This is a genomic window from Pectobacterium sp. CHL-2024 (assembly GCF_044751765.1).
GTDB lineage: Bacteria > Pseudomonadota > Gammaproteobacteria > Enterobacterales > Enterobacteriaceae > Pectobacterium > Pectobacterium brasiliense.
The window spans coordinates 22,290-46,897 of record NZ_JBIXKO010000009.1 but is presented as its reverse complement, the minus strand read 5'-3'; the positions used below and the strand labels follow the sequence as shown (position 1 = coordinate 46,897).

Annotated in this window: 19 protein-coding genes; 13 read left to right on the top strand and 6 right to left on the bottom strand. The window is 55.0% G+C overall.

Going from position 1 to position 24,608, the window contains the following annotated elements; all coding sequences use genetic code 11:
- Positions 1–82: 82 nt before the first annotated feature.
- The 5 genes from glpE (at position 83) to malQ (ending at position 6,756) form a co-directional block, all read left to right on the top strand.
- Entirely contained in the window at positions 83–406 is a 324-nt protein-coding gene (gene glpE / locus ACIPUG_RS14370) for a thiosulfate sulfurtransferase GlpE (RefSeq protein WP_039508608.1), read from the top strand.
- Positions 407–474: 68 nt separating this feature from the next.
- Positions 475–1,308: a rhomboid family intramembrane serine protease GlpG gene (gene glpG, locus ACIPUG_RS14365; RefSeq protein ID WP_039510516.1), complete on the top strand. Its 834-nt coding sequence runs from the start codon at positions 475–477 to the stop codon at positions 1,306–1,308.
- Positions 1,309–1,332: 24 nt separating this feature from the next.
- Positions 1,333–2,091 carry a DeoR/GlpR family transcriptional regulator gene (locus ACIPUG_RS14360; protein ID WP_010277854.1) on the top strand — a complete coding sequence of 253 codons (759 nt, stop codon included), beginning with the start codon at positions 1,333–1,335 and terminating at the stop codon, positions 2,089–2,091.
- A gap of 42 nt (positions 2,092–2,133) precedes the next feature.
- The gene (gene malP, locus ACIPUG_RS14355; protein WP_400338897.1) at positions 2,134–4,656 is read left to right on the top strand and encodes a maltodextrin phosphorylase; all 2,523 of its coding nucleotides are present in this window, start codon (positions 2,134–2,136) and stop codon (positions 4,654–4,656) included.
- Positions 4,657–4,668: 12 nt separating this feature from the next.
- Positions 4,669–6,756 (top strand): 4-alpha-glucanotransferase, encoded by a 2,088-nt coding sequence (gene malQ / locus ACIPUG_RS14350; RefSeq protein ID WP_400338894.1) that lies wholly within the window; start codon positions 4,669–4,671, stop codon positions 6,754–6,756.
- A 67-nt stretch (positions 6,757–6,823) separates the two neighbouring features.
- On the opposite strand, the gene nfuA is transcribed toward malQ, so the two are convergent.
- Together nfuA and gntX are read right to left on the bottom strand one after the other, a co-directional pair.
- A complete protein-coding gene (nfuA, locus tag ACIPUG_RS14345) occupies positions 6,824–7,399 on the bottom strand; it encodes a Fe-S biogenesis protein NfuA (protein ID WP_010277845.1) in 576 nt (191 codons plus the stop codon).
- A gap of 60 nt (positions 7,400–7,459) precedes the next feature.
- Positions 7,460–8,161 carry a DNA utilization protein GntX gene (gntX, locus tag ACIPUG_RS14340; protein ID WP_400338891.1) on the bottom strand — a complete coding sequence of 234 codons (702 nt, stop codon included), beginning with the start codon at positions 8,159–8,161 and terminating at the stop codon, positions 7,460–7,462.
- Between the two features lie 83 nt (positions 8,162–8,244).
- Here gntX and bioH point away from each other — a divergent pair, with 83 nt between their 5' ends.
- The 8 genes from bioH to ACIPUG_RS14300 all read left to right on the top strand — a co-directional run bounded on the left by bioH (position 8,245) and on the right by ACIPUG_RS14300 (position 18,655).
- Positions 8,245–9,012 (top strand): pimeloyl-ACP methyl ester esterase BioH, encoded by a 768-nt coding sequence (gene bioH / locus ACIPUG_RS14335; RefSeq protein WP_400338888.1) that lies wholly within the window; start codon positions 8,245–8,247, stop codon positions 9,010–9,012.
- A gap of 182 nt (positions 9,013–9,194) precedes the next feature.
- Positions 9,195–12,311, top strand: a complete 3,117-nt coding sequence (gene acrD / locus ACIPUG_RS14330) for a multidrug efflux RND transporter permease AcrD (protein WP_400338885.1) — start codon at positions 9,195–9,197, stop codon at positions 12,309–12,311.
- A gap of 146 nt (positions 12,312–12,457) precedes the next feature.
- Positions 12,458–13,072, top strand: a complete 615-nt coding sequence (locus ACIPUG_RS14325) for a LysE family translocator (protein WP_400338883.1) — start codon at positions 12,458–12,460, stop codon at positions 13,070–13,072.
- 106 nt (positions 13,073–13,178) lie between these two features.
- The gene (locus tag ACIPUG_RS14320) at positions 13,179–14,162 is read left to right on the top strand and encodes a GlxA family transcriptional regulator (protein WP_400338881.1); all 984 of its coding nucleotides are present in this window, start codon (positions 13,179–13,181) and stop codon (positions 14,160–14,162) included.
- Positions 14,163–14,286: 124 nt separating this feature from the next.
- Complete coding sequence (locus ACIPUG_RS14315) at positions 14,287–16,032, top strand: alkaline phosphatase (RefSeq protein ID WP_400338880.1); 1,746 nt, start codon at positions 14,287–14,289, stop codon at positions 16,030–16,032.
- 12 nt (positions 16,033–16,044) lie between these two features.
- Positions 16,045–16,524, top strand: a complete 480-nt coding sequence (locus ACIPUG_RS14310) for a hypothetical protein (RefSeq protein ID WP_039288599.1) — start codon at positions 16,045–16,047, stop codon at positions 16,522–16,524.
- A gap of 8 nt (positions 16,525–16,532) precedes the next feature.
- Positions 16,533–17,225, top strand: coding sequence for an ABC transporter ATP-binding protein (locus tag ACIPUG_RS14305; RefSeq protein ID WP_040033304.1), 693 nt, complete (start codon positions 16,533–16,535; stop codon positions 17,223–17,225).
- Complete coding sequence (locus ACIPUG_RS14300; RefSeq protein WP_400338878.1) at positions 17,222–18,655, top strand: FtsX-like permease family protein; 1,434 nt, start codon at positions 17,222–17,224, stop codon at positions 18,653–18,655. The genes ACIPUG_RS14305 and ACIPUG_RS14300 overlap by 4 nt, the downstream gene beginning before the upstream one ends.
- Positions 18,656–18,790: 135 nt before the next feature.
- Here the strand turns inward: ACIPUG_RS14300 and kduI are convergent, their stop codons facing one another.
- From kduI to ACIPUG_RS14280, 4 genes are all read right to left on the bottom strand, one after another.
- Entirely contained in the window at positions 18,791–19,627 is an 837-nt protein-coding gene (kduI, locus tag ACIPUG_RS14295; protein ID WP_010299379.1) for a 5-dehydro-4-deoxy-D-glucuronate isomerase, read from the bottom strand.
- Positions 19,628–19,639: 12 nt separating this feature from the next.
- The gene (gene kdgT, locus ACIPUG_RS14290; RefSeq protein ID WP_014916883.1) at positions 19,640–20,596 is read right to left on the bottom strand and encodes a 2-keto-3-deoxygluconate transporter; all 957 of its coding nucleotides are present in this window, start codon (positions 20,594–20,596) and stop codon (positions 19,640–19,642) included.
- A gap of 351 nt (positions 20,597–20,947) precedes the next feature.
- Complete coding sequence (locus ACIPUG_RS14285) at positions 20,948–21,736, bottom strand: IclR family transcriptional regulator (RefSeq protein ID WP_014916882.1); 789 nt, start codon at positions 21,734–21,736, stop codon at positions 20,948–20,950.
- Between the two features lie 222 nt (positions 21,737–21,958).
- Positions 21,959–24,292: a Tex family protein gene (locus ACIPUG_RS14280; protein WP_400338875.1), complete on the bottom strand. Its 2,334-nt coding sequence runs from the start codon at positions 24,290–24,292 to the stop codon at positions 21,959–21,961.
- Positions 24,293–24,608 lie beyond the last annotated feature (316 nt).

The window sequence follows — 24,608 nt, the reverse complement described above, 5'->3', positions numbered from 1 at the left end:
GTTTTATGCCGTTGAAGGCGGGTTACAATGACGCCAGTTGTTATTAACATCCTGTCCATTATTAACAAGGTTGTCACTTTCGATGGAACAATTTGAAGCTATCAGTATTGAGCAAGCCCATTCCCGCTGGCAGGAAGGGGGCGTTGTTGTTGATATTCGCGATCCACAGAGCTTTGCCGCAGCCCATGTCCCCGGTGCGACGCACCTGACGAACGAGACGCTGTCTGACTTCGTGCGCGGCGCTGACCTCGAAGCACCGGTCATGGTGATTTGCTACCACGGTATCAGCAGCCGCAACGCTGCACAGTACCTGATTAGCCTGGGATTTGATTCGGTGTACAGCATCGATGGTGGCTTTGAGGCCTGGCAAAACCGCTACCCGCAAGACACGCAGGCGCAAGCCTGATCGCATGACGATTAAAGAACCTTTATTATCATGTTTCTAACTCAACCTACTCACTGGCGCTTCCCGCTATGATGATTCGCGTTATTGCTCTCTCCAACCCGCGTCTGGCTCAGGCATTTGTTGATTACATGCGTACACAGCAGGTCCATTTGGAAATGCGGCCTCAGGGGCATGAAGCTGAACTGTGGCTGGAGGATGAAAGCCAACTGGGCAAGGTTCAGGGTGAGCTGGAGATTTTTCTGCGCGACCCGACAAACCCGCGCTATCTGGCGGCCAGTTGGCAAACGGGATCAATGGATACCGGTATTCAATACCAACGCTACTCTTACCTGCAAACGCTGAAGCAAAAAGCAGGCCCGCTGACGCTCTCCCTGATGGTCGTGACGATCGCGGTGTTCATCCTGATGCAAATCTCGGGCTATGAGAGCGTGATGGTATGGCTGGCATTCCCGGCTGAGGGACAACAGATAGAGGTGTGGCGCTGGTTCAGTCATGTTTTGTTGCACTTTTCCCTGCTGCACATTTTGTTCAATCTCATGTGGTGGTGGTATCTGGGCGGCCCGGTTGAAAAAGTGCTGGGAACCGGAAAGTTGCTGGTCATTACGCTGGTTTCCGCGCTGGTGAGCGGCTGGGCGCAGTCCTGGTTTAGCGGCACTCATTTTGGTGGTCTGTCTGGCGTGGTTTATGCCCTGATGGGCTATGTCTGGCTGCGAGGGGAACGAGAGCCTGACGGTTATTTATCCATGCCGCGCAGTTTGATGGCCTTCGCTTTACTGTGGCTGGTCGCCGGATATTTCGATATTTTAGGCATGTCGATCGCGAATGCGGCGCATGTGGCTGGTCTGGTTGTCGGGCTATTGATGGCCTTTTGGGACACGTATAATAAAACAAACCCTCGGTAAATCGGGGCGTCTTAGGGGATAAATGTGAAGCAGACACAACGGCATGACGCCATTATTGAGCTGGTGCGCCAGCAGGGCTATGTCAGTACTGAAGAGCTAGTGGAGCATTTTGCGGTGAGCCCGCAGACCATTCGTCGCGATCTGAACGATCTGGCCGAGCAGAATAAAATCCATCGCCACCACGGCGGTGCAGCATTGCCGTCCAGCTCGGTTAACACGGCCTACCATGACCGTAAAATGATGTGGTCGGATGAAAAGGCGCGCATTGCCCGTCGGGTGGCGAGCCAAATTCCAGACGGCGCTACCTTGTTTATCGATATCGGTACCACGCCCGAAGCGGTGGCCTATGCGCTGATGCAGCACAAGGATCTGCGCGTCGTCACCAATAACCTGAATGTAGCCACGCTGCTGACGGCAAAAGAGGATTTTCGCCTGATCTTGGCCGGTGGCGAAGTGCGTACCCGCGATGGCGGTATCATGGGTGAGGCGACGCTGGATTTTATCTCTCAGTTCCGCCTGGATTTCGGTATTTTGGGCATCAGTGGTATTGACATGGATGGGTCATTACTGGAGTTTGATTACCATGAAGTGCGCACAAAACGGGCGATTATTGAAAATTCTCGCTGCGTCATGCTGGTGACGGACCATTCCAAGTTTGGTCGTAATGCGATGGTGAATTTGGGTAACATGGATTTGATAGACTATCTTTTTACCGATCAGTCACCACCGCCCAGCGTACTGAAAATCATTGAACAACATAAGGTACAGTTGGAGTTGTGTTGAACCCGATGTGCCTTTTCCATGATGGACAAAGGAGGAGGCACGATGTCAGATTCTTCAAGAAAGTCGGGTTCTGCAAAAGTATCCGGATCGTCAACACGTTCAGCGGCTGCAAAAAAGCCAGAGGCTTTAACGCAGCCCGTTTCCTCCGCCCATCCTGCTATCGCCTTTGATGCCTCAGAATTTACCGCCGCGCTGCGCCGCCAACAGCGGCTCGGTGGCGTCACGTCCCTGAAAGCGATGACGCCAGTGCAGTGCTGGCGCGCCGTCAGCCTTGCACTGTCTGAACAACTGCTGATGCACTCCGCTTCGCCAACGTCTCCTGCTGCCAATACGCCTCAGCGCCATGTGAACTACCTGTCGATGGAGTTTCTGCCCGGTCGTCTGACGGGCAACAACCTGCTGAATCTGGGCTGGTATGACGCGGTAGCTGCCGTGCTGGCTGAGCAGGGGCTGAACCTGAGCGACATTCTGGAGCAGGAAACCGATCCGGGTTTAGGCAACGGCGGCTTAGGTCGGCTGGCGTCCTGCTTTCTGGATTCGATGGCAACGGTGGGGCAGCCTGCAACGGGTTACGGCCTCAACTACCAATACGGCCTGTTCCGGCAGCATTTTGCGCAGGAAAAGCAGCAGGAAACGGCCGATGACTGGCAGCGCGATACCTATCCGTGGTTTTTACCGCGCGCGGAGCTGGCGGTGGATGTCGGGTTTGGCGGGCGTCTGCAACCTCAAACTGACGGCACCTTGCGCTGGTTGCCGGATACCGTTTTCAGAGGTGAAGCCTGTGACCTGCCGGTGATTGGCTATCACAACGGTGCGGCGCAGCCGCTGCGTCTGTGGCGTGCGACGCATCGCGAGCCGTTTGATCTGACGCTATTCAATGAAGGGCACTATCTGCGCGCGGCACAGGCGGGGATTTCCGCCGCCAGCCTGACCAGCGTGCTGTATCCGAATGACAATCACGCGGCGGGCAAACGCCTGCGCCTGATGCAGCAATACTTCCACTGCGCCTGTTCGGTGGCCGACATTCTGCGCCGTCACCTTAATGCTGGGCGCGCGCTGTCCACGCTGCCGGATTATGAAGTCATCCAGCTTAACGATACTCACCCGACGTTGGCGATCCCCGAACTGATGCGGCTGCTGATGGATGAGCATCAGATACCGTGGGATGAAGCCTGGTCGATAACCGGACGTACTTTTGCCTATACCAACCACACGCTAATGCCGGAAGCGCTTGAGCGCTGGGACGAACGGCTGTTTGGCCGCCTGCTTCCGCGCCACCTGTCTATTATTCGGCAAATCGATACGCAGTTTAAGGCGCAGGTCGAACAGCAATGGCCCGGCGATCGGCATATATGGGCGAAACTCGCGATTCGCCACCAGCGCCAGATTCGCATGGCAAACCTGTGCGTTGTCAGCTGCTTCGCGGTCAATGGCGTGGCGGCGCTGCACTCGGAACTGGTGGTGAAAGATCTGTTCCCGGAATATCACCTGCTGTGGCCGACTAAATTCCATAACGTCACCAACGGCATTACACCACGCCGCTGGCTAAAGCAGTGTAATCCGGCGCTGTCCGCGCTCATCGACGACACGCTGCACACGCCGTGGGTGAATGACCTGCCCGCGCTGCAAGGGCTAGAGCCCTATGCTGACGATGCTGGCTTTTGTGAGCGTTATCGACAAATCAAAGCCGATAATAAAACGCAGCTGGCGACCTACCTCCGCCAGCAGTACGACATCGTGATCGATCCGCACGCGTTGTTTGATGTGCAAATCAAGCGATTGCATGAATACAAACGCCAGCATTTGAATCTGCTGCATATCCTCGCGCTATATCGTCAATTGCGTGACAATCCGCATCTGGATATAGTGCCGCACGTCTTTTTGTTCGGTGCCAAAGCGGCACCGGGCTATGTATTAGCAAAAAACATCATTTATGCCATTAATCGGGTCGCTGCGGTCATTAATCAGGATCGCCGCGTTAACGATTGCCTGAAGGTCGTCTTCCCGCCGGACTATCGCGTCTCGCTGGCCGAACGGATGATTCCTGCCGCAGATGTGTCTGAACAGATTTCAACGGCAGGTAAAGAGGCGTCCGGCACGGGCAATATGAAGCTGGCGCTGAACGGCGCGCTGACCGTCGGCACGCTGGACGGGGCGAATGTAGAAATGGCGCAGCAGGTCGGTGCAGACAATCTGTTCATTTTCGGTCACACCGTCGAACAGGTAAAAGCGCTACAGGCGCAGTGCTATGAGCCGTCTGACTACCTCGCTGTGACACCGCTGCTGCGTGAAGTGCTGAACGAGCTAGCGAGCGGTGCGTTCAGTCAGGGGGATAAAAATGCGTTTGCCCCGCTGTTGGATAGCCTGCTGAAGCTGGGCGATCCCTATATGTTAATGGCCGATTTTGCACCGTACTGTGAGGTGCAGCAGCGTGTTGATGCGCTTTACCGTGAGCCGGATGAATGGACGCGCCGCTGTGTGCTGAATACCGCCAGAATGGGGATGTTCAGTTCGGACCGGGCGATTCATGATTACCAGACGCGCATTTGGCAGGCGCATCGTTAGGAAAAGGAGAGGGTGTTCAAGGTGGATAAACTGGCAAGCCAGCAGACAGGCATCGCGGAAAGCTATACCGATGCGTATGGCAAAGAGCACATTGTTGCGGTCGCAATCAGAAACCAGATTCAGACAATGATGGACGTTTCTGATAGCGATAATGCACCCTTGCCGCCTGTTCGGGTCTTTTTGCAAGGCCGGGATGCGGTCATCGAGCTTGCTGGTCGCGGTGAATTCCTCTGGACGCTGATGTATGAAAACGGCGGTCAAATTCAAGGACAGATAACGGGCGGCTCAACGCTGGCGCTGCCGGGTGTGCTGCCGCTGGGTTACCACTACCTGACGCTGACGCAGGCCGATCAGCGCTGGAGCTGTCGGATTATTGTTGCCCCGCACCGCTGCTATGAACCCGAATCCTTACTACAGGGGAAACGCTGGTGGGGCGTGACCGTCCAGCTGTATACCTTGCGCTCGCAGAACAACTGGGGCGTCGGGGATTTTGGCGATCTTCGCCAACTGATTGAGCAAATCGCCCGACGCGGCGGTGCCTTTGTCGGGCTGAATCCGCTGCATTCGCTGTATCCCGCACTGCCAGAAGCAGCAAGCCCTTACAGCCCTTCCTCTCGGCACTGGCTGAACATTATTTATATCGATGTGAATCGGATTGATGATTTCCAGCAGAGCAGTGAAGCGCAGGCATGGTGGCACCGTGAGGATACGCAAAGCGCGGTGTCTGCGCTGCGGGCAGGGCGCTGGGTCGATTATGAACCGGTTACGGCCCTTAAGCTGACCGCTTTACGGCTGGCTTTCCGCTACTTTACGACGCGCAGTGCGCTGGATCCACGTATTAGCGCCTTTCGCCAGTTTGTCGTGAGCGGTGGGCAGAGTCTGCAACTTCAGGCGACGTTTGATGCATTGCAGGCTTACCTGAAAAAACAGGGCGAGAATTACGCGGACTGGCACCAATGGCCTGCCAGCTATCATGACGTGCACAGTGAAACCGTGAAGTCATTCCGCCGTGAAAACAGCGATGAGATTACGTTTTACAGCTGGCTGCAATGGGTGGCGCACGAGCAACTCGCGGAGTGTTACGCGCACAGTAAACAGCTTGGCTTGCCGCTCGGCCTGTATCGTGATTTAGCCGTTGGCGTTGCACAGGGCGGCGCGGAAACCTGGGACGAACGGCAGCTCTATTGTCTTGATGCCTCTATCGGCGCACCGCCGGATCCGCTTGGCCCGCAGGGACAAGACTGGCAGCTCGCACCGATGAACCCTACCATGCTGCAACTTCGTGGCTATCAGCCGTTTATCGACGTCCTGCGCAGCAACATGGCGCACTGTGGCGCGTTGCGTATCGATCACGTGATGGCGCTCTTGCGCCTGTGGTGGATACCCAAGGCGGAGTCGGCGGGCAACGGGGCTTACGTGCATTATCCGGTCGACGATCTGCTGGCGGTGCTGGCGCTGGAAAGCCAGCGTCATCGCTGCCTGATTATCGGTGAGGATTTAGGTACGGTGCCGCCGGAAATTGTCACCAAGCTGCACGACTACGGTATCTATTCTTACAAGGTGCTGTTCTTTGAAAAGGACGAAGAAAACCACTTCCGCGCACCGGAAGATTACCCGCGTCAGGCCATGACAACGATCACCACGCACGATCTGCCAACGCTGCGCGGCTACTGGCAAACCGTGGATTTATCGCTGGGGCGGGAATTGGGTCTGTACCCGACGGAAGCGCTACTGCAAGAACAAATGCAGCAGCGTGAGAAAGCGAAGCAGGGGCTGCTCAACGCGTTGCACGAATTCGGGCTATTGCCACAGCGGGTTGGCCGCAATTCGGCGCTGACGACGATGGGCGCACCGCTAAGCCGTGGCGTTCACCGCTATGTCGCTGACAGCGCAAGCGCACTGGTCGGTTTCCAACTGGAAGACTGGCTGGACATGGCGACGCCGGTTAATGTGCCGGGCACCAATCGTGAATACCCCAACTGGCGGCGTAAGCTCACGCGTCCGCTGGAGTCGATCTTCGCTGACCGCTGCCTTGAAAGACTGGTTCGGGATATGGATTTGCGGCGTGGCGCGCCGATGAAAGCGCAGAAAGCCGAATAACAGAATAAATACTTTTCCTCCCCTGAGTCGGGGAGGAAAAGCCAAGATCAATCAGCAGGGGAGAAGATTAGTAGTAAGAGTGCTCGCCGCGCTGGTGTTCGGTGAGGTCTCTCACACCTTTCAGCTCAGGGAAGGTTTGCAGCAGCTCTTTCTCAATCCCTTCTTTCAGCGTGACGTCAACCATAGAACAACCGTTACAGCCGCCGCCAAATTGCAGAATCGCCAGACCGTCATCGGTAATTTCCATCAGCGTCACACGGCCGCCGTGGCCAGCCAGCTGTGGGTTGATCTGCGATTGCAGCACATACTCCACGCGTTCCATCAGCGGGGCGTTGTCGTCCACTTTACGCATTTTGGCGTTCGGCGCTTTCAGCGTAAGCTGAGAACCTAACTGGTCGGTTACGAAGTCGATTTCAGCGTCTTCCAGATAAGGTGCGCTGAGTTCGTCCACGTAAGCGGAAATCTTTTCAAACTTCAGTACGGTATCGCTGGCTTCTACGGCATCCGGCGGGCAATACGATACGCCACACTCGGCGTTTGGCGTACCTGGATTGATAACAAAGACGCGAATCTGTGTGCCTTCTTCCTGTTTTGCCAACAGTTTCAGGAAATGCTCCTGAGCAGCATCGGTAATACGGATCATAATAGTAAGCTCGATAGTTGACTGCACTTATCGGTTATAATACGCCCATCCTCCCCCCGACTACAAGGTTCGGCACAAACACCAGACCTGAACGCCCGCTGCACCTTGAGCCAGCAGCAGCCTGCTGATTTCGGCTGCGGTACTACCCGTCGTGACCACATCATCCAGTAAAACCACCTGCTGCCCGGACAGCGAGACATCACAGGAAAATGCACCCCGCAGATTGCGCCGCCGCGCACTAGCGCTGAGCGTTTGCTGTAGCGGCGTGCGTCGGGTGCGCTTCAATGCGCGTGGCTCATAAGCACAGTTCAGCCAGCGGGCGAGAGGCCGGGCGAGCAGCTCGGTCTGGTTGAAGCCACGTCGCCACTGGCGGTTCCGGTGCAGGGGAACGGTGAACAAACGATCGGGGCGGAACAGAGGAACCCGCCCGGAGAGCTTTCGCTCGCGGTAGGTCATCAGCCAGCGTAGCAACAGCTGTCGGGCGAGCACCGCTGCCAGCTCGGTTTTACCGTGAAACTTAAAATGCTTCAGCAGCGTGTTGAATGGCGGTACGTAGTCGCTGATAAACGTGATTGATTGCCAGGGCGGCGGGTTTTGCAGGCAGCGCCCGCACTGATGTGTTGTGTCGCCGGAGGGCAAGCCACAGCGCGGGCAGCAGAGGGGCAAACGCGGCAAATGGCGCTGGCAGTACGAGCAAATACCCTGCTGGCTGTGATGAAGCGGCAATAAGCATAGCCAGCAGCGTGCGGAGATGGTTAACATTGTTTTCCTTAACGATCGTTTTCCCTGAAATATATTGACCCCATGCAAACGTGAAGGGGTTTCCTGAGGAAGGAAGATAACTGATGGCAGCGTTGTATTGGCAGACCGAAGGCGCAGGAAACACGGATCTTGTGTTGCTGCACGGATGGGGATTGAATGCGCAGGTATGGCAAAGCATGATTGCGCGACTCGCCCCGCATTTTCGTCTGCATGTAGTCGATCTGCCGGGCTATGGCAGAAGTCAGGGATTTGGGCCGATGTCGCTGAGTGATATGGCGAACATCGTATTGGCACAGGCACCGGAACACGCCGTCTGGTTAGGGTGGTCGCTGGGTGGGCTGGTTGCCAGCCAGATTGCATTGAGCGCCCCTGCGCGGGTGGACAAGCTGATTACCGTGGCGTCATCCCCCTGTTTCAGCGCACAGGACGACTGGCCGGGCATCAAGCCGGACGTCTTGCAGGGGTTTCAACAGCAGCTCAGTGAGGATTTCCAGCGTACGGTCGAGCGGTTTCTGGCGCTGCAAACGCTGGGAACGGAGAGCGCACGGCAGGATGCTCGACTATTAAAAAGTGTGGTACTGGAACAGCCAATGCCGTCAGTCGAGGTATTAAACGGCGGGCTGGCGATTTTGCGTGAAGCGGATTTACGCCAGCCGTTAGCCGACGTGGCCGTGCCATTCCTGCGGCTCTATGGTGCGTTAGACGGGCTGGTGCCGCGCAAGGTTGCCGGATTGCTGGATGACCAGTGGCCGAACTCAACCTCGGTGGTGATTCCAAAGGCCGCGCATGCGCCGTTTATCTCGCACCCTGATGCCTTTGCCGAGCAGGTGATCGCGTTCGCGCAGGCGTAGCCGACGATAATTTACATTTTCTCCTCAATTTCTCCACGATTTAGCCGACATCGACAGTTAAGGTAATTCGGCACCCTGTGTGCAGGGTTTTCTCTGGGTTTTGTGAATCTTATTCAGATTGTTCATAAGTAGGCTGCTCGTGAAGCAGCCACGTTAAAATATGGCTGAGGAGTGTTGGAGAGATGGCGAACTTTTTTGTCGACCGTCCCATTTTTGCGTGGGTGCTGGCTATCCTTCTCAGTCTTTGCGGTATGTTGGCCATCAAGTCATTGCCGCTGGAACAGTATCCCGATCTGGCTCCGCCCAGCGTGCGAATCACCGCGAGCTACCCCGGCGCATCGGCGCAGACGCTGGAAAATACCGTCACACAGGTGATTGAGCAAAGCATGACGGGGCTGGATAACCTGATGTACATGTCCTCGGACAGCAGCAACACCGGGCAAGCCAGAGTCATGCTGACCTTTGAGGCAGGCACCGACCCCGATGAAGCCCGCCAGCAGGTGCAAAACCAGCTTCAATCCGCTATCCGCAAACTGCCGCAGGAAGTCCAGCAGCAGGGCGTCACCGTGAGTAAAACCGGCGATACCAATATTCTGATGGTCGCGTTTGTCTCTACCGATGGCAGCATGGACAAGCAGGATATCGCCGATTATGTCGCGACGAATATTCAGGAACCGATTAGCCGTATCAGCGGGGTGGGCGAGGTTTCTGCGTATGGATCGCAGTATGCGATGCGCATCTGGCTTGATCCGGCCAAACTGATGGATTATGGGCTGACGACCAGCGACGTAGTGCGGGCGATTGAATCGCAGAACAGTCAGGTCTCGGTAGGGCAGGTCGGCGGCGTGCCGTCTGTGGATAATCAGGTGCTTAACGCGACAATCAACGCGCAGTCGCTGTTGGAGACGCCGCAGCAGTTTCGCGATATCACGCTGCGCGTCAAGCAGGATGGTTCCGCCGTGACGTTAGCTAACGTTGCAGAAGTCGAACTGGGCGCGGAACGCTACGATTTTCTCAGTCGTTTCAACGGCCAGTCCGCTTCTGGTCTGGGAGTGACGCTGGCGTCCGGTGCGAATGAGCTGGAAACCGATAAGCGGGTCAGAGAACGTATCGAGGAACTGTCGCAGTACTTCCCGCACGGGCTGGAAGCCAAAATCGCTTTCGAAACCTCCCCTTTTGTTAAAGCCTCTATCACCGATGTGGTGAAAACCCTGTTCGAAGCGGTGCTGCTGGTCTTTTTGGTGATGTACCTGTTCTTGCAGAATTTCCGTGCCACGCTGATCCCTACGATTGCGGTGCCGGTGGTGTTGCTCGGTACGTTTGCCGTGCTGTATGCCTTCGGCTTTAGCCTGAACACCCTGACGATGTTCGCGATGGTGCTGGCGATTGGCCTGCTGGTTGACGATGCCATTGTGGTAGTGGAAAACGTAGAGCGGGTGATGAGCGAGGAAGGGCTCTCACCACGCGAGGCGACGCGAAAATCGATGGGGCAGGTGCAAGGGGCGCTGGTTGGGATCGCGCTGGTGCTGTCCGCCGTGTTTGTGCCGATGGCCTTCTTTGGCGGCACGACGGGAGCGATTTACCGCCAGTTCTCCATCACGATTGTGACCTCAATGATTCTGTCGGTGCTGGTGGCGATGATTCTGACGCCCGCGCTGTGTGCGACGTTGCTCAAGCCGCTTGCCAAGGGGCAGCATCATGGCCGCAAAGGGTTCTTTGGCTGGTTTAACCGGAGCTTTACTCGCACGTCGCTGAAGTATGAGCGTGGCGTCGGCAAGATATTGATCAACAGCGGGCGCTGGCTGTTGCTGTATATGGGCATCATCGGGATTATGGCCTTCCTGTTTTTCCGGCTGCCGACTTCGTTTCTGCCGCAGGAAGATCGCGGTGTGTTCACGACACAAGTACAGCTCCCGCCGGGCTCGACGCAGCAGCAGACCCTACAGGTGGTCAACAAGATTGAGCAGTACTATCTCACGAAGGAAAAAGACACCGTGACGTCCGTGTTTTCCACCATCGGCTCAGGGCCGGGTGGAAACGGGCAGAACGTAGCGCGGCTGTTTGTACGTCTTAAAGACTGGGATGAACGCACCACGCCGGAGAGCAGCTCGTTTGCGATTATCGAACGCGCGACCAAAGCCTTTCGTCATATTCAAGAAGCGCGTGTGTTCGCCAGTAGCCCGCCGTCAATTAACGGGCTGGGGAGTGCCGCCGGTTTCGCCATGCAGCTACAGGATCGCGCGGGACTGGGACACGATGCGCTGATGGCCGCACGGGATCAGCTGTTAAATATGGCTGATAGCAATCCCGAACTGACGCGCGTGCGCCACAACGGTCTGGATGATAGCGCGCAGCTGCGCATTCATATCGATCAGCGCAAAGCACAGGCGCTGGGCGTATCGGTGGATGACATTAACAGCACGTTGAAAACGGGCTGGGGCTCGACCTATGTCAATGACTTCCTCGACCGCGGTAGGGTGAAGAAAGTCTACGTGCAGGCGGCGGCGAAGTTCCGCATGCTGCCGGACGATGTCAGCAAATGGTATGTGCGCAACAATAGCGGCGGCATGGTGCCGTTCAGCGCGTTTGCGCAAACCGTCTGGGAAACGGGATCGCCGCGCCTTGAGCGTTACAACGGCTATTCCTCGCTGGAGATTGTCGGCGAGGCGACGCCGGGCGTCAGTACTGGCACGGCGATGAATGTCATGGAATCGCTGGTGGCGCAATTGCCGGAAGGCTTTGGATTACAGTGGACGGGTATGTCGTTGCAGGAGCGATTGAGCGGGGCGCAGGCACCGGCGCTGTATGCCATTTCGCTGCTGGTGGTGTTCCTGTGCCTAGCTGCGCTCTATGAAAGCTGGACGGTGCCGTTCTCCGTCATGCTGGTGGTGCCGATGGGCGTGCTGGGGGCGTTGGTGGCAACCTGGGCGCGCGGTCTGGAAAACGATGTCTATTTTCAGGTTGGGCTACTGACGGTGGTCGGGTTATCGGCGAAGAACGCCATCCTGATCGTGGAATTCGCCAACGAGATGAACCAGAAAGGGAAGGATCTGGTTGAGGCCACGCTGGAGGCTTCCCGCCAGCGGCTGCGGCCGATCTTGATGACGTCACTGGCGTTTATTTTCGGTGTTCTGCCGATGGCGACCAGCAGCGGTGCGGGCTCGGCCAGCCAGCATGCGGTGGGAACGGGCGTGATCGGTGGGATGCTGGCTGCTACCTTCCTCGCCATTTTCTTCGTGCCGCTGTTCTTTGTCGTCGTACGCCGCCGCTTTCCGTTAAAGGAGAAAGCACCGGAGTAGGGCATGGTCGACATTGCCTGACGACCTGATGGCATTCGCCGAATGGTGGTTTGCTGGGTGTCCATAAACAACACGATTTAGTCCGAACTGTTCATTTCTTCACGCTGAACAGTTCGCTCTAATACCTCTGTAAAAGAGGAGAGGTTATGGACATCACGGTATGGTTTTACTTCGCGCTTGCCTGTTGCGGCCTTGCTCTGACCCCTGGGCCGAATGCGCTACTGGTCATCACGCACAGTATTCGATTCGGGCCTGCTATCACCCTGTATACCATTTTGGGCGGCATACTGGCCTTCGCGCTGTTGATGACGGTATCCCTGTTTGGCATTGACGTGTTGCTTACCATGTACCCTGCTTTCCTGACTGACATAAAATTTGCCGGCGGCATGTATCTTATCTGGTTGGGTTTCAGGCAGTGGCGGTTAAGGACGCTGAATATCAGTGAATCTGCGCCAGTGGTGGCATCAATAAATCGGTTATCTCTTTTTACTCAGGGGGCCGCGTCGGCAGGGGCGAATCCGAAAGTCTTCTTATTCTTCGGGGCGTTTCTCACTCAATTTATCGATCCGACAAAGGACACATTGCTGCAATTTGTCGTGATGGTTACCACGTTTGTCGCCGTGGAGTTTCTGGTTGAACTGGTTATCAATCTGACGGCGGGGCGATTCCGGGTTTATCTTGCAGAGCATGGCAAAGCCTTTAGCATGGTTTGCGGCACAATCTTCATGATGATTGGCGGACTGGTGCTGTTTATGCAGTAAACGGCGGGCCTTGTGCTAAAAAGCCGCTTTCCCTCGCTGAGCGTTAAAATAGGGTTATCTCTGTCTGGATTGCGTTGTCGCGATCCGCTTTTTGAGCAGGCGTAACATGGTCAATCCCCAGATAAAATTCGTTCTGCTGCTGATGCCGGGGTTTTCCCTTCTGTCGGTCGGTGGATTTCTCGATAAGCTGCGGTTCTCCAGCGATGAGGAAGACTATAGTCGTCAGGTGAACTGTTCCTGGACGCTGACGACGCTGGATAACCAGCCAGTGACAGCCAGCTGTGGGGCCGTGCTGGTGCCAGACGAGGCGGTTTCAGCGCGGAAAATCCATACTGAAAACTGCGATTATTTCGTCATTTTCGGTGGGAATACACCCGCCAAAGTCATGTCTGATACCGCCTCTTATCTCCCCTTGCTGCGGCACCTTCGGCGCAGCAAGATCCCGCTGGTGAGTGTCGATAACGCCGCCTTTCTTCTCGCGAAGACGGGGTTTTCCGGCAAGCGTATTCTTGTTCACTGGCGCCATTTCGGTGAGTTTAAAGCGCTGTTTCCGTCTATTACCCCCGTTACGGACAGGAACGTCATGGAGGAAGGCGGTATCTATTCCTGCCCCGGCGGCAGTGCCACCATTGAGCTGGCAGCTTTTCTGCTGGAAAAAAAGCTGGGAAGAGAACGGGCTATCAAAGGGTTGTCAGATATGTTGGTCGGTGGGTTTGTTCCTCCGTCCAGCCTGACATGGAACAGCCCTGAGCTTGAAGGCGCGCCGACGTCGGTACGACGGGTGCTGACTATCATGCGCCAGAGTCTGGCAAGCAGCCTAACTTCTGAGGACATTGCCCAGCGCAGCGGCCTGTCGCGGAGACAGCTGGATAGAGCGCTGCAAAAGCGCATTGGCCGTACCATCCAGCAGACGTACATGGACATGAAGATTGCTCAGGCCTGTTGGCTAATGCTGCGGACTTCCCGCACCTTGTCCCAAATTGCGGCAGATACCGGCTTTTCCGATCCCAGCCATCTGAGCCGCATTTTCCGGCAGCATCTGGGGATGGCGCCCGGAAAGTGGCGTCGGGAGAATGCATTTGAAACGTAACAGCCAGATTGCATTTGTTATTGAAAATAGATGTAGATGCAATAATTTATGGGGAAATTCATCAAACTGTAAAAAAAGGTAACTACGTTATGTCCTGCTAAACTACGCAACCAAGGACATAACAATGAAAGCTCGCTGGTTACTGCCTTTACTGATTTCTGCTGCGCTGCCAGGAATGGTGCAGGCTCAGGCCATTTATCCCATTGACCGCGCCACCATGTTGGCGGGCGGGAAATTCGATTTTAAAGTCGAGTTTGATGAAGTACTTAAGCCGGAAGATATTCGCATTCTGATCAACGGCAAGGATTACCAGCAGGTGCTGGGCAAAACGGCATCGTTTGTTGAGCGTGAAGACGGCGGCAACGCGTCCACGATCTGGCTGCGAGACGTGAACTTGCCGGAAGCGGGCAAGTATATGGTAGAGGCGGAAGCCAAAGGCAAAAAGACGCAGGTGAACTGGGACGTTTATTCCGCGTCCGGCACGCGTAAAGCCAAAAACGTGATTCTGTTCATCGGCGATGGCCTGTCCGTTGCGCACCGTACTGGCGCGCGCATCCTGTCCAAAGGGGTGACGGAAGGAAAAGCGGACGGTCGTCTGGCGATTGATGACCTGCAATATATGGCGTTTGCCGGTACATCCAGTACCGACTCTATCGCGGCCGACAGCGCCAACACCATGAGCGCTTACATGACCGGTCACAAATCCGGTGTGAACGCGCTGGGTGTCTACGTTAGCCGTAGCAAAAATTCACTGGATCACCCGAAGCAGGAAACGCTGGGTGAGCTGTTAACCCGTTCTACCAAGATGTCTGTCGGCGTCGTCAGCGATGCTGAACTTCAGGACGCTACGCCAGCGGCGGTCGTCTCTCACACGCGTCGTCGTGCGGATAAAGCCGAAATCGTTGAGATGTTCTACAACGTGCAGCCTACGGTCATGCTGGGCGGCGGCTCTGCCTACTTCCTGCCAAAAAGCACGCCGGGTTCTAAGCGTAAAGACGAAACCAACTACGTTGAGAAATTCCAGCAGGCGGGCTATTCACTGGTTACCGATGCGGATTCACTGAAGAAAAATGCCGCGCAGGCCACCAAGCTGCTGGGGCTTTTCCACACCGGCAACATGGATGGCGTGATGGATCGTCGCTTCCTGAAAAATGACGTCGCCAAGAAATTCCCGAACCAGCCTGACCTGACCGACATGACGCAGGCGGCGCTGGATGTGCTGTCCAAAAACCAGGATGGCTTCTTCCTGATGGTGGAATCCGCGCTGATCGACAAAGCATCCCACCCGCTGGATTGGGAACGTGCTTTCACGAACACCATCATGCTGGATCAGTCTGTCGCTATCGCCAAGAAATTTGCCGAGAAAAACCCAGACACGATGATTATCGTGACGGGTGACCATACGCATGGCCTGTCGATCATCGGTACTGTGGACGACAGCAAGCCAGGCACCGAGATGCGTGAGAAGGTTGGCGTGTATGAAGATGCGGGCTATCCGAACTATAAGGATGCCAACAAAGACGGCTACCCGGATGACCTGAACGTTTCTAAACGTCTGGCGGTGTTCTTCAACAACTTCCCTGACTATTACGAGACGTTCCGTCCGAAGCTGGATAACCAGTTCGTTCCTGCTATCAAGAACGAAAAAGATGAATATGTCGCCAACAAAGCCTATGAGAAAGTGCCGGGCGCGGTATTCCGTGAAGGGATCCTGCCACGCTCTTCCGACACGGGTGTTCATGCCGTTGACGACATGGTGATTCAGGCGAGCGGCCCAGGTGCAGAGCGTATCCGTGGTTACATGGAAAACACCGATCTATTCCGGGTGATTGTTGATGCACTGGCGGTGAAACCGCAGGACAAAAAGTAATCCTACGACGCTATGAATAATGCGAAATGCAGCAAAGCGGGGGCGACCCCGCTTTTATTCTCTTGGCTGCGCGCGGTGCTGGTGATCTTCCTCCTCGGAGGTATCGCCCCGGTGAAAGCCGCGCAGTCTGAACTCTCCTTCGACAAGCTGTACGCCTCTTACGGCGTGCTGGGTCTGGAATTCTCCAATGAAGTCAAAACGCTCTCCGGCAAACGGGTAAAAATGCGCGGCTTCATGGCACCGCCCCTCAAGGCGGAGTCACAATTCTTTGTCTTAACCAAAATGCCGATGGCGCTGTGCCCCTTCTGTTCGTCTGATGCGGACTGGCCTGAAGATATCCTCGTTGTTTACCTCGCCAAACGTCAGACCTTCGTACAGAACAACACCATGATTGAGGTGGAAGGCGTGCTGGAACACGGATCGTGGACCGACCCTGAAACGGGTTTTGTCAGCCTGCTACGACTGCGTGAAGCCACGTTCGATACCCTTTAGGAGCGCTGATGGCGGAGTTATTAATTCAACACCTGAGTGTGACCTTCCCCGATACGTCCGAGGCCGTGCTGGCTATTCCCGCGCTGTCGATTCGTTCTGGTGAGCGGGTCGCGGTGATGGGGCCTTCCGGCTCCGGTAAGACCACGCTGGTGAATGCTATTACCGGAATGGATCACAGCGGAACGGGCTGTGTGCAGTGGGAAAAACAGGATATCTGGCAGATGAATGAAGCGGAACGTGACCGCTGGCGGGCGCAGCATATCGGGCTGGTGATGCAGGATTTCCACCTGTTCCCCGGCCTGAGTGCGATAGAGAACGTCTTACTGCCTGCGCAGTTTCACCACTGGCGGATCCCCACATCGCTCAGGCAGCGGGCGGCAGATTTGCTGGCACAGGTCGGGCTGGATACCGCGAAACGTCCGATTGAAGTGCTATCACGCGGCGAGAAGCAGCGGGTAGCGGTCGCAAGAGCCTTGCTTAGCAAGCCTGACATTATCATCGCCGATGAGCCAACGGCCAGTTTGGATGCGCACAGCGGCGAGCAGATTGCTGACCTGCTGGTGACGCTGGCGCGCGAGAGTCGCGCGACGCTTATCGCGATTACGCACGATGCACGTCTGGCTTCACAGATGTCGCGCTGTATTCAACTGGAAAAAGGACGCCTCGTGGCGGACACGCTGTATCAGGAGGAGAGCGCATGATTCCTTGGCGTCTTATCTGGGTTGACTGGCGTCGGCTCTGGCCGGGTGTGCTGGTCGTAGTGTTGCTGATCGCCGTGGCGACAGCGTTAAGTATTTCGGTGAGTTTGCAGGAAAGAGCGCTACGTATGGGCAGCGCCAAAGCGGCTGACCGTTTCGATCTGGTGATCGGCGCACCGGGGAGCGAAACCCAATTGGTGCTGTCATCCGTGTTCCTGCAACCGTCGGCGCTGACGCTGGTTCCTGCGCAGGTGCTGACCGATCTGGAGAAAAATCCGCTGGTTGCCTGGGCGGCACCGGTCGCGTTTGGTGATTTCTATCAGGGGATGCCGATTGTTGGCACCACGCCGCCGCTGGTCACCGATAACGGTAAGCGGCAGCTTACCGCCGGACGCGTGTTCAACGATGGCTTTGAAGCCGTAGTAGGGGCGCAAACGGGGCTGACGGTGGGGAGTACCTTTAGCCCGACTCATGGTCAGGTGGGGACAGAAGGGGCGCACGCGCACGATGACGTCACCTACACCGTAGTCGGTGTTTTACCTGCTGACGGCAGCGCGTGGGATAAAGCGATTCTGGTGCCGGTGAACGCGGTGTGGCGGGTACACGGCATCCATCCACCGCATGCTGCGGACGATGAACACTACGATGATCACGACCATAACGAGCATGCCGATCATGATCATGGCGCACATGAGCACGAAGGTGAACATGACGGTCATTCTCATGATGAAACCACGCAGGCGGAAGGCGAACAGCATGCTGATGAGCATCACAACGAAGCCCATCCTGCGGAAGGTGCTGCAAGTGATGATCATCATGCGGATGCCGCTCAACCGGTAACAACGCCACATGATGACGAGCACGGCGAGGAAGAAGCGCACGGCCATGCGCATCAGGCGGGGTTGCCTGCTATTGTCGTTAAACCAAAAACGATCGCGGGTGCTTATCAACTGCGTTCGCTGTATCGCAGCAACACGACGCTGGCGGTGTTCCCCGGCGAAGTGCTGGTGAAGCTCTACTCGATGCTGGGCGACATTCGTGAACTGCTGACCTATATCTCGCTGGGAACGCAGGGATTAGTCGGCGTCGCGGTGGCGATGGTGGCGGTTATCCACCTGCGGCAGCGACAGAAACAGATCGGCGCACTGCGTGCTTTTGGCGCGCCGCGCTACGGCATTTTCACGCTGATTTGGAGCGGGCTGATGTCGCTGGTGAGCGTCGGTGTGCTGTTGGGTGTCGGTTTGGGCTATCTTGCCGCCCGTGCGATTGCGGTGGTCATGAGCGAGAAAAGCGGTTTCGTCTTGCCGGTGACGCTGGAATGGGAAGACATCCACTTCGTCCTGCTCCTGTTGCTGGTCGCCGCCGTGGTGCTCACCATTCCCGCGATGTTGTCCTACCGCCAATCTCCCGCCACGGCGCTGCGTGGTGAGTAAATGTAGCGAGGAAGTGTGGTGAGTAAATGTGGCGACTAAGTGTGGTGAGTAATAACTGACGTGACATAAAAAAAACAGGGTGAACGTGGTTCACCCTGCTGCATTTTACTGTCTTGGCGTGACGCCAGAGGGGGATTAACGTAAATCCAGCATCGCGATATGGTCCATATCGTCAAACGTCAGGTTTTCGCCGATCATGCCCCAGATAAAGGCGTAGTTTTTGGTGCCAACACCGGTGTGAATCGACCAACTCGGGGAGATCACGGCCTGCTCGTTATGCATCACCAGATGGCGCGTTTCATGCGGTTCACCCATCATATGGAAAATAATGGTGTCTTCCGCCATATCAAAATAGAAGTACACTTCCATTCTGCGCTCATGGGTATGCGTCGGCATTGAATTCCAGTTGCTGCCTTCTGCCAGACGCGTTAACCCCATGCTCAGCTGGCAAGTTTCCACCACTTCCGGCACCAGATATTTGCAAATCGTCCGCTTGTTGCAGGTTTTGACGTCGCCCAGCGGTGCTTTGATCGCGTCATCCTGTGTAATGATGCGTGTCGGGAAAACGGCATGTGCTGGTGCGCTGTTGTAATACAGTTTCGCAGGCTTGGCGCTGTCCAGGCTGCTGAACGCTAAGGCTTTCGCCCCCTTGCCGACATAGAGCGCTTCCTCATTGCCAACTTCATAGCTTGTGCCGTCGATGACGATTTTTGCCGGGCCGCCAATATTGATCAGCCCCAGCTCGCGACGCTCAAGAAAATAGTTCACGCCAAATTGTTTGCCGATGCCGTCATCAAACGTTATCTCGCCATCCACCGGCATGATCCCGCCCACCACGATACGGTCGATGTGGCTGTAGGTCATGGTGTATTGGTTTGGCGTAAATATCTGCTCAATAAGAAATTTCTTTCTCAGCTCAGTGGTATCAAGCGTTTTCGCATGTTCACTGTGTACACTTTGTCGTACGTCCATTTTGCTACCTTCTTATGCGGTTTTAGGTGAAAAGCGTTTTGCCCATACTGCCGTAAGGATGGGCACCAGTACTGATGTCACGATCACACTGGTGGCGACTAACGCTGTTGCCTGTTGAGCGACCGGAGCGAATTCCGGAGCCATATTCGCGATCAACAGAGGAGTGGCGACGGCGGCACCCGCGCTGCTGGATGCGGCCACGCCTGCGGTTCCATTACCACCGCCGATAAATTTATCTGCCAGAATCAACGGGATACCTGTAACAACAATCACCAGTAGGCCGAGGAAGATACCTGCGAAGCCCGTCTGGAGGATCACTGATAAATTAATGGTGTTACCTAACGCAAAGGCAAAGAAAGGAATCAGCGTTTGTACTGAATTACCGAACAGCTTTCTCAAGTCCGGGTCCAGGTTGCCCAATGCAAAACCAATCAGGAAAGGCAGGACGGCACCGACAAATAACTGAGGTTCAAAGGTAGCGATACCGCTGGCACCCAGAATGACCATGGTCATCAACGGGCCGGATTCCAGAGACATCAGTACGAAGGCCCCCGCTTCTTCTTTCGAACCGTATTGGTTCATCAGTGCAGCGTACAAACCGCCGTTAGTCATGTCCATTGCCGCGACCAGCGCCAGCACGGAGATCCCAGCCAGCATGCCGTTTTGGATGCCGTCACCTGGCAGGAACGTGCCCGCGATCAGCGCCACAACCCAGGCGGTGGCGATTTTGGTGACCACCAGAACGCCTGATTTTCTCAGCATCGTTCCCGTTGCTTTAAATTCAATGGACGCGCCCATGCAGAAAAACCATACCGCCAGAATAGGGATTGTGCCAGTAATCAGGCCGTTACTGAAAGAACCTAAGTATTTCCCCGCGCCTGGCGTAAAGGTATTACAGAGTGCGCCCAAAAAGAGCGGCACCAGCATTAATCCCCCAGGGATTTTATCAATAGCTTGTTTGATTTTCATAAAAGACCTCATTAAAAGATAAAAGCATGTTCAGCCCGCTTTCAGTGAAAGCAGATGGAGTATTGGTATAAAGTCATAAATAGGGCGGAATAAAACCCAAGGGGTTATTACCCGATTTCATTAATTAGTGAAGATGGTTGTCCCCATTATAAAATTGATAATTAATATTTTTCGTCATCTTAATGATGACTTATGTCATGTTTTTTTAGTTATAGATGGCCTTCCCGTAATGCGTATTAGCATTTACAGGTAATTATGTCATACGTGTCCGTCACGCTTTTTGCGTGTCATTATTTCTGGATTGTTTTAATAAGCCAGAGTTTTTAATTATGGAAAGCGACGATAAATGTTTTATCTAATATCAATATTCCGGCTGTTAATATGAGCGGTAATTGCTTTGCTGGTTTTAATCAGGCTTGCCAGATGCTTTTCTTTTTTTCCATTCGCATATTGCGACTGCATACCGTTAACGCCAATGGCGGCGATGACTTCACCATTTTGGTTAAAGATAGGCGCAGCCATGCAGCAGATCTCTTCTATATCTTCGCCGTCGTCTATTGCCCAGCCCTGTTCCTTGACGATTTTCAGGTGCTGCAGGAAATCTTCTTTATTGGTAATCGTCCGGGGCGTCAAATACTCAAAGGTGCAATCGGCAATCAGTGATTCAATTCTTTCCTGTGGTAACCAAGCGACGAGTACTTTCCCCAGAGACATACGATTAAATACAATTTTCTTACCTTCCCAGGATGTTTTTACGATGGCCTTGGGGGATTCGACTTTACTCAGGAAGAAACCGTTATCGCCGTCCATAATACCAAGATGGCAGGTCAACTCTGTCTCTTTGACTAATTCATGCATAAAGTTAATCGTGTCTTTACGCAGATCAATATTTTTTATTACCAAACCGCCAAGCTCAAACAGTCTTAATCCCAACACATAACGACCGTCAGCGCGCTGACGTAACAATTGCGTTACCACCAGCACTTCCAGTAGATGATGTACGCTGCTTTTGGGTATAGACAAATCAGTGCAAATCTCAGTGAAGCTGGCTTCGTCATGTTTGGCGATGTAGTCAATAATCATCACTAAACGGACGGCTGCCGGCGCTTTACTGTGTTCGAGCTGTTGGAATATATTCATCGGGTTCTATATATAAAACTATGGTTTCCTATATAGAACAATAATAACGCAACGGTAATTTATTTACCTAGATGCAGATCACAAAATAATCGCGAAGTGGTTGAATATTTCAATATAAATGAAACGTAGTTTTATTAGGGAAACAAAATGGCGGTATTTTGGCAGGAAAGATGCCTGACCCTGTAAATAAGGTCAGGCATGATTTAAATGACAGAATGGCGGTTAGCGCTTTTTAAAGGCGGCGGCCAGAGCATCGCCCATCGCGCTGTTGCCAGCGACAGGGGCGCTAGCGGGGCGAGGACGTGATTTACCGGCTGGCTGACGCGATGAAGTATTGCTATCGCCACGCGCATTGCCAGCGCCACGGCGTGATGCGGTGTCGCCCGGCTGTTCATCAAGGCGCATGGTCAGCGCAATACGCTTACGTTGCAGATCCACTTCCATCACTTTCACTTTGACGATATCGCCGGCTTTCACGACCTTGTGCGGATCGTCGACGAAATGGTCGGCCAGTGATGAAATGTGTACCAAACCGTCCTGATGGACGCCGATATCCACAAACGCACCAAAGTTGGTGACGTTGGTGACGGCACCTTCCAGAATCATACCCGGCAGGAGATCGTTTAAGGTTTCCACGCCGTCGGCGAAGCTGGCGGTTTTGAACTCAGGACGTGGATCGCGCCCCGGTTTTTCCAGTTCTTTGATGATGTCGGTTACCGTCGGCACGCCGAAACGCTCATCGGTGAAATCCGACGGTTTCAGGTTACGCAGCGCGTTGGGGTTCCCCATTAGCTCCTGCAACGCTTGCTCGGTCGCGGCCAGAATACGTTCCACGATCGGATAGGCTTCCGGGTGAACGGTAGAGGCATCCAGCGGGTTGTTGCCGTTGTTGATGCGCAGGAAGCCTGCACACTGTTCAAAGGCTTTTGGCCCCAGACGGCTGACTTTCAGCAACTGTTCGCGATTGTGGAAGCGGCCATTCTCATCACGCCAGGTCACAATATTTTGCGCCATCATGCGCGTGAGTCCGGCGACGCGGGTTAGCAGCGCCACGGACGCGGTATTCAGATCAACGCCGACGGCGTTTACGCAGTCTTCGACCACTGCATCCAGTTTTTTCGCCAGCAGACTTTGGCTTACGTCATGCTGATACTGACCCACACCGATGGATTTCGGGTCGATCTTCACCAGCTCCGCCAGCGGATCCTGCAAACGGCGGGCGATAGAGACTGCGCCGCGCAGCGAGACATCCAGATCGGGGAATTCCAGCGCCGCCAGCTCGGACGCGGAGTACACCGACGCGCCAGCTTCGCTGACGATCACTTTCTGTGCTTTGATATCTGGGAACTGTTTCTGCGTGTCGAGGAAGAAGCGTTCGGTTTCACGCGATGCAGTACCGTTACCAATCGCCACCAGCTCAACCTGATGTTTGAGGCACAGTGCGGCGATGATCGGAGCGGCTTTCGCTGCCTGACCTGTATGCGGATAAATCGTATCGGTCGCGACCAGCTTGCCGGTGGCATCCACCACCGCGACTTTTACACCAGTACGCAGGCCGGGATCGAGACCCATCGTGGCGCGCATGCCCGCCGGGGCGGCCATCAGCAGGTCGTGCATGTTGCGGGCGAAAACGTTGATTGCTTCGTCTTCGGCTTTTTCACGCACGCTGCCCATCAGTTCAGTTTCAAGGTGCAGCAGTACTTTAATGCGCCACGTCCAGCTAATGACGGCGCGCCGCCAGCTGTCCGCTGCCGCATTCCCCAAACGCAGGTTCAGGTGGTCGATAATAATCTGTTCGCAGTAGCTCTCACGCGGCGCTTCTTCGTGCTGCGGATCGGCGTTCAGAGCCAGTTGCAGCACACCTTCGTTACGGCCACGGAACATAGCCAGTGCGCGGTGTGAAGGCACCTGAGCAATCGGTTCGTGATGATCGAAATAGTCGCGGAACTTCGCACCTTCTTCCTCTTTCCCTTCCACAACGCGGGAAACCAGATGGGCATTTTTCCACAGATAGTGACGCACTTTCGCCAGCAGCGTGGCGTCTTCGGCAAAGCGTTCCATCAGGATGTAACGTGCGCCGTCCAATGCGGCTTTCACGTCCGCCACACCTTTCTCAGCATCGACATAAGCCTGTGCCGTCAGCTCCGGCTCCTGGCTCGGGTCTTGCCACAGGCTGTCGGCCAGCGGTTCCAGACCGGCTTCAATCGCGATCTGCCCACGCGTGCGGCGCTTCGGTTTATACGGCAGATAGAGATCTTCCAGCTCGGTTTTGCTCAGCGTGCCGTTAATGGCGGTGGCGAGCTGCGGGGTTAATTTCCCCTGTTCGTCGATGGATTTCAGAATAGTCTGGCGTCGGTCTTCCAGTTCACGCAGGTAACCGAGGCGCGTTTCGAGCTGGCGCAACTGGGTGTCATCCAGCCCGCCGGTCACTTCTTTACGGTAACGGGCGATAAAAGGGACGGTGTTTCCTTCGTCCAGCAGGCGGACGGCGGCGTCTACCTGCTCCGTACGCGCCTGCAATTCGCTGGCGATAATGTGGCTTAATGAATCATTCATAGGTCTGATATCAATCGTCATCAAGTTAGTGGAATAAAAAGTAGTGGAGTAAATAAGTAGTAGGTGAAATAAGTGAGGACAGTTATACGGATTGAGCGTGCAAAATGCCAGCCGCCGCCGTCTGGAATACGGGGACGATGATGGCGCTGTTCGCCGGATTACGATCGGAGAAGGGGAAAGAGGCGCGGCAAAATTTACCTACATCAATATTCAGTCAGATTCTTGCAACCCACTCACGATTTTAGCGTATGACATACGTTGGCCTTGTGTAGCTATAAATTGAGCGCCGCACGGGATGACCGATCCAGAAGCCCGT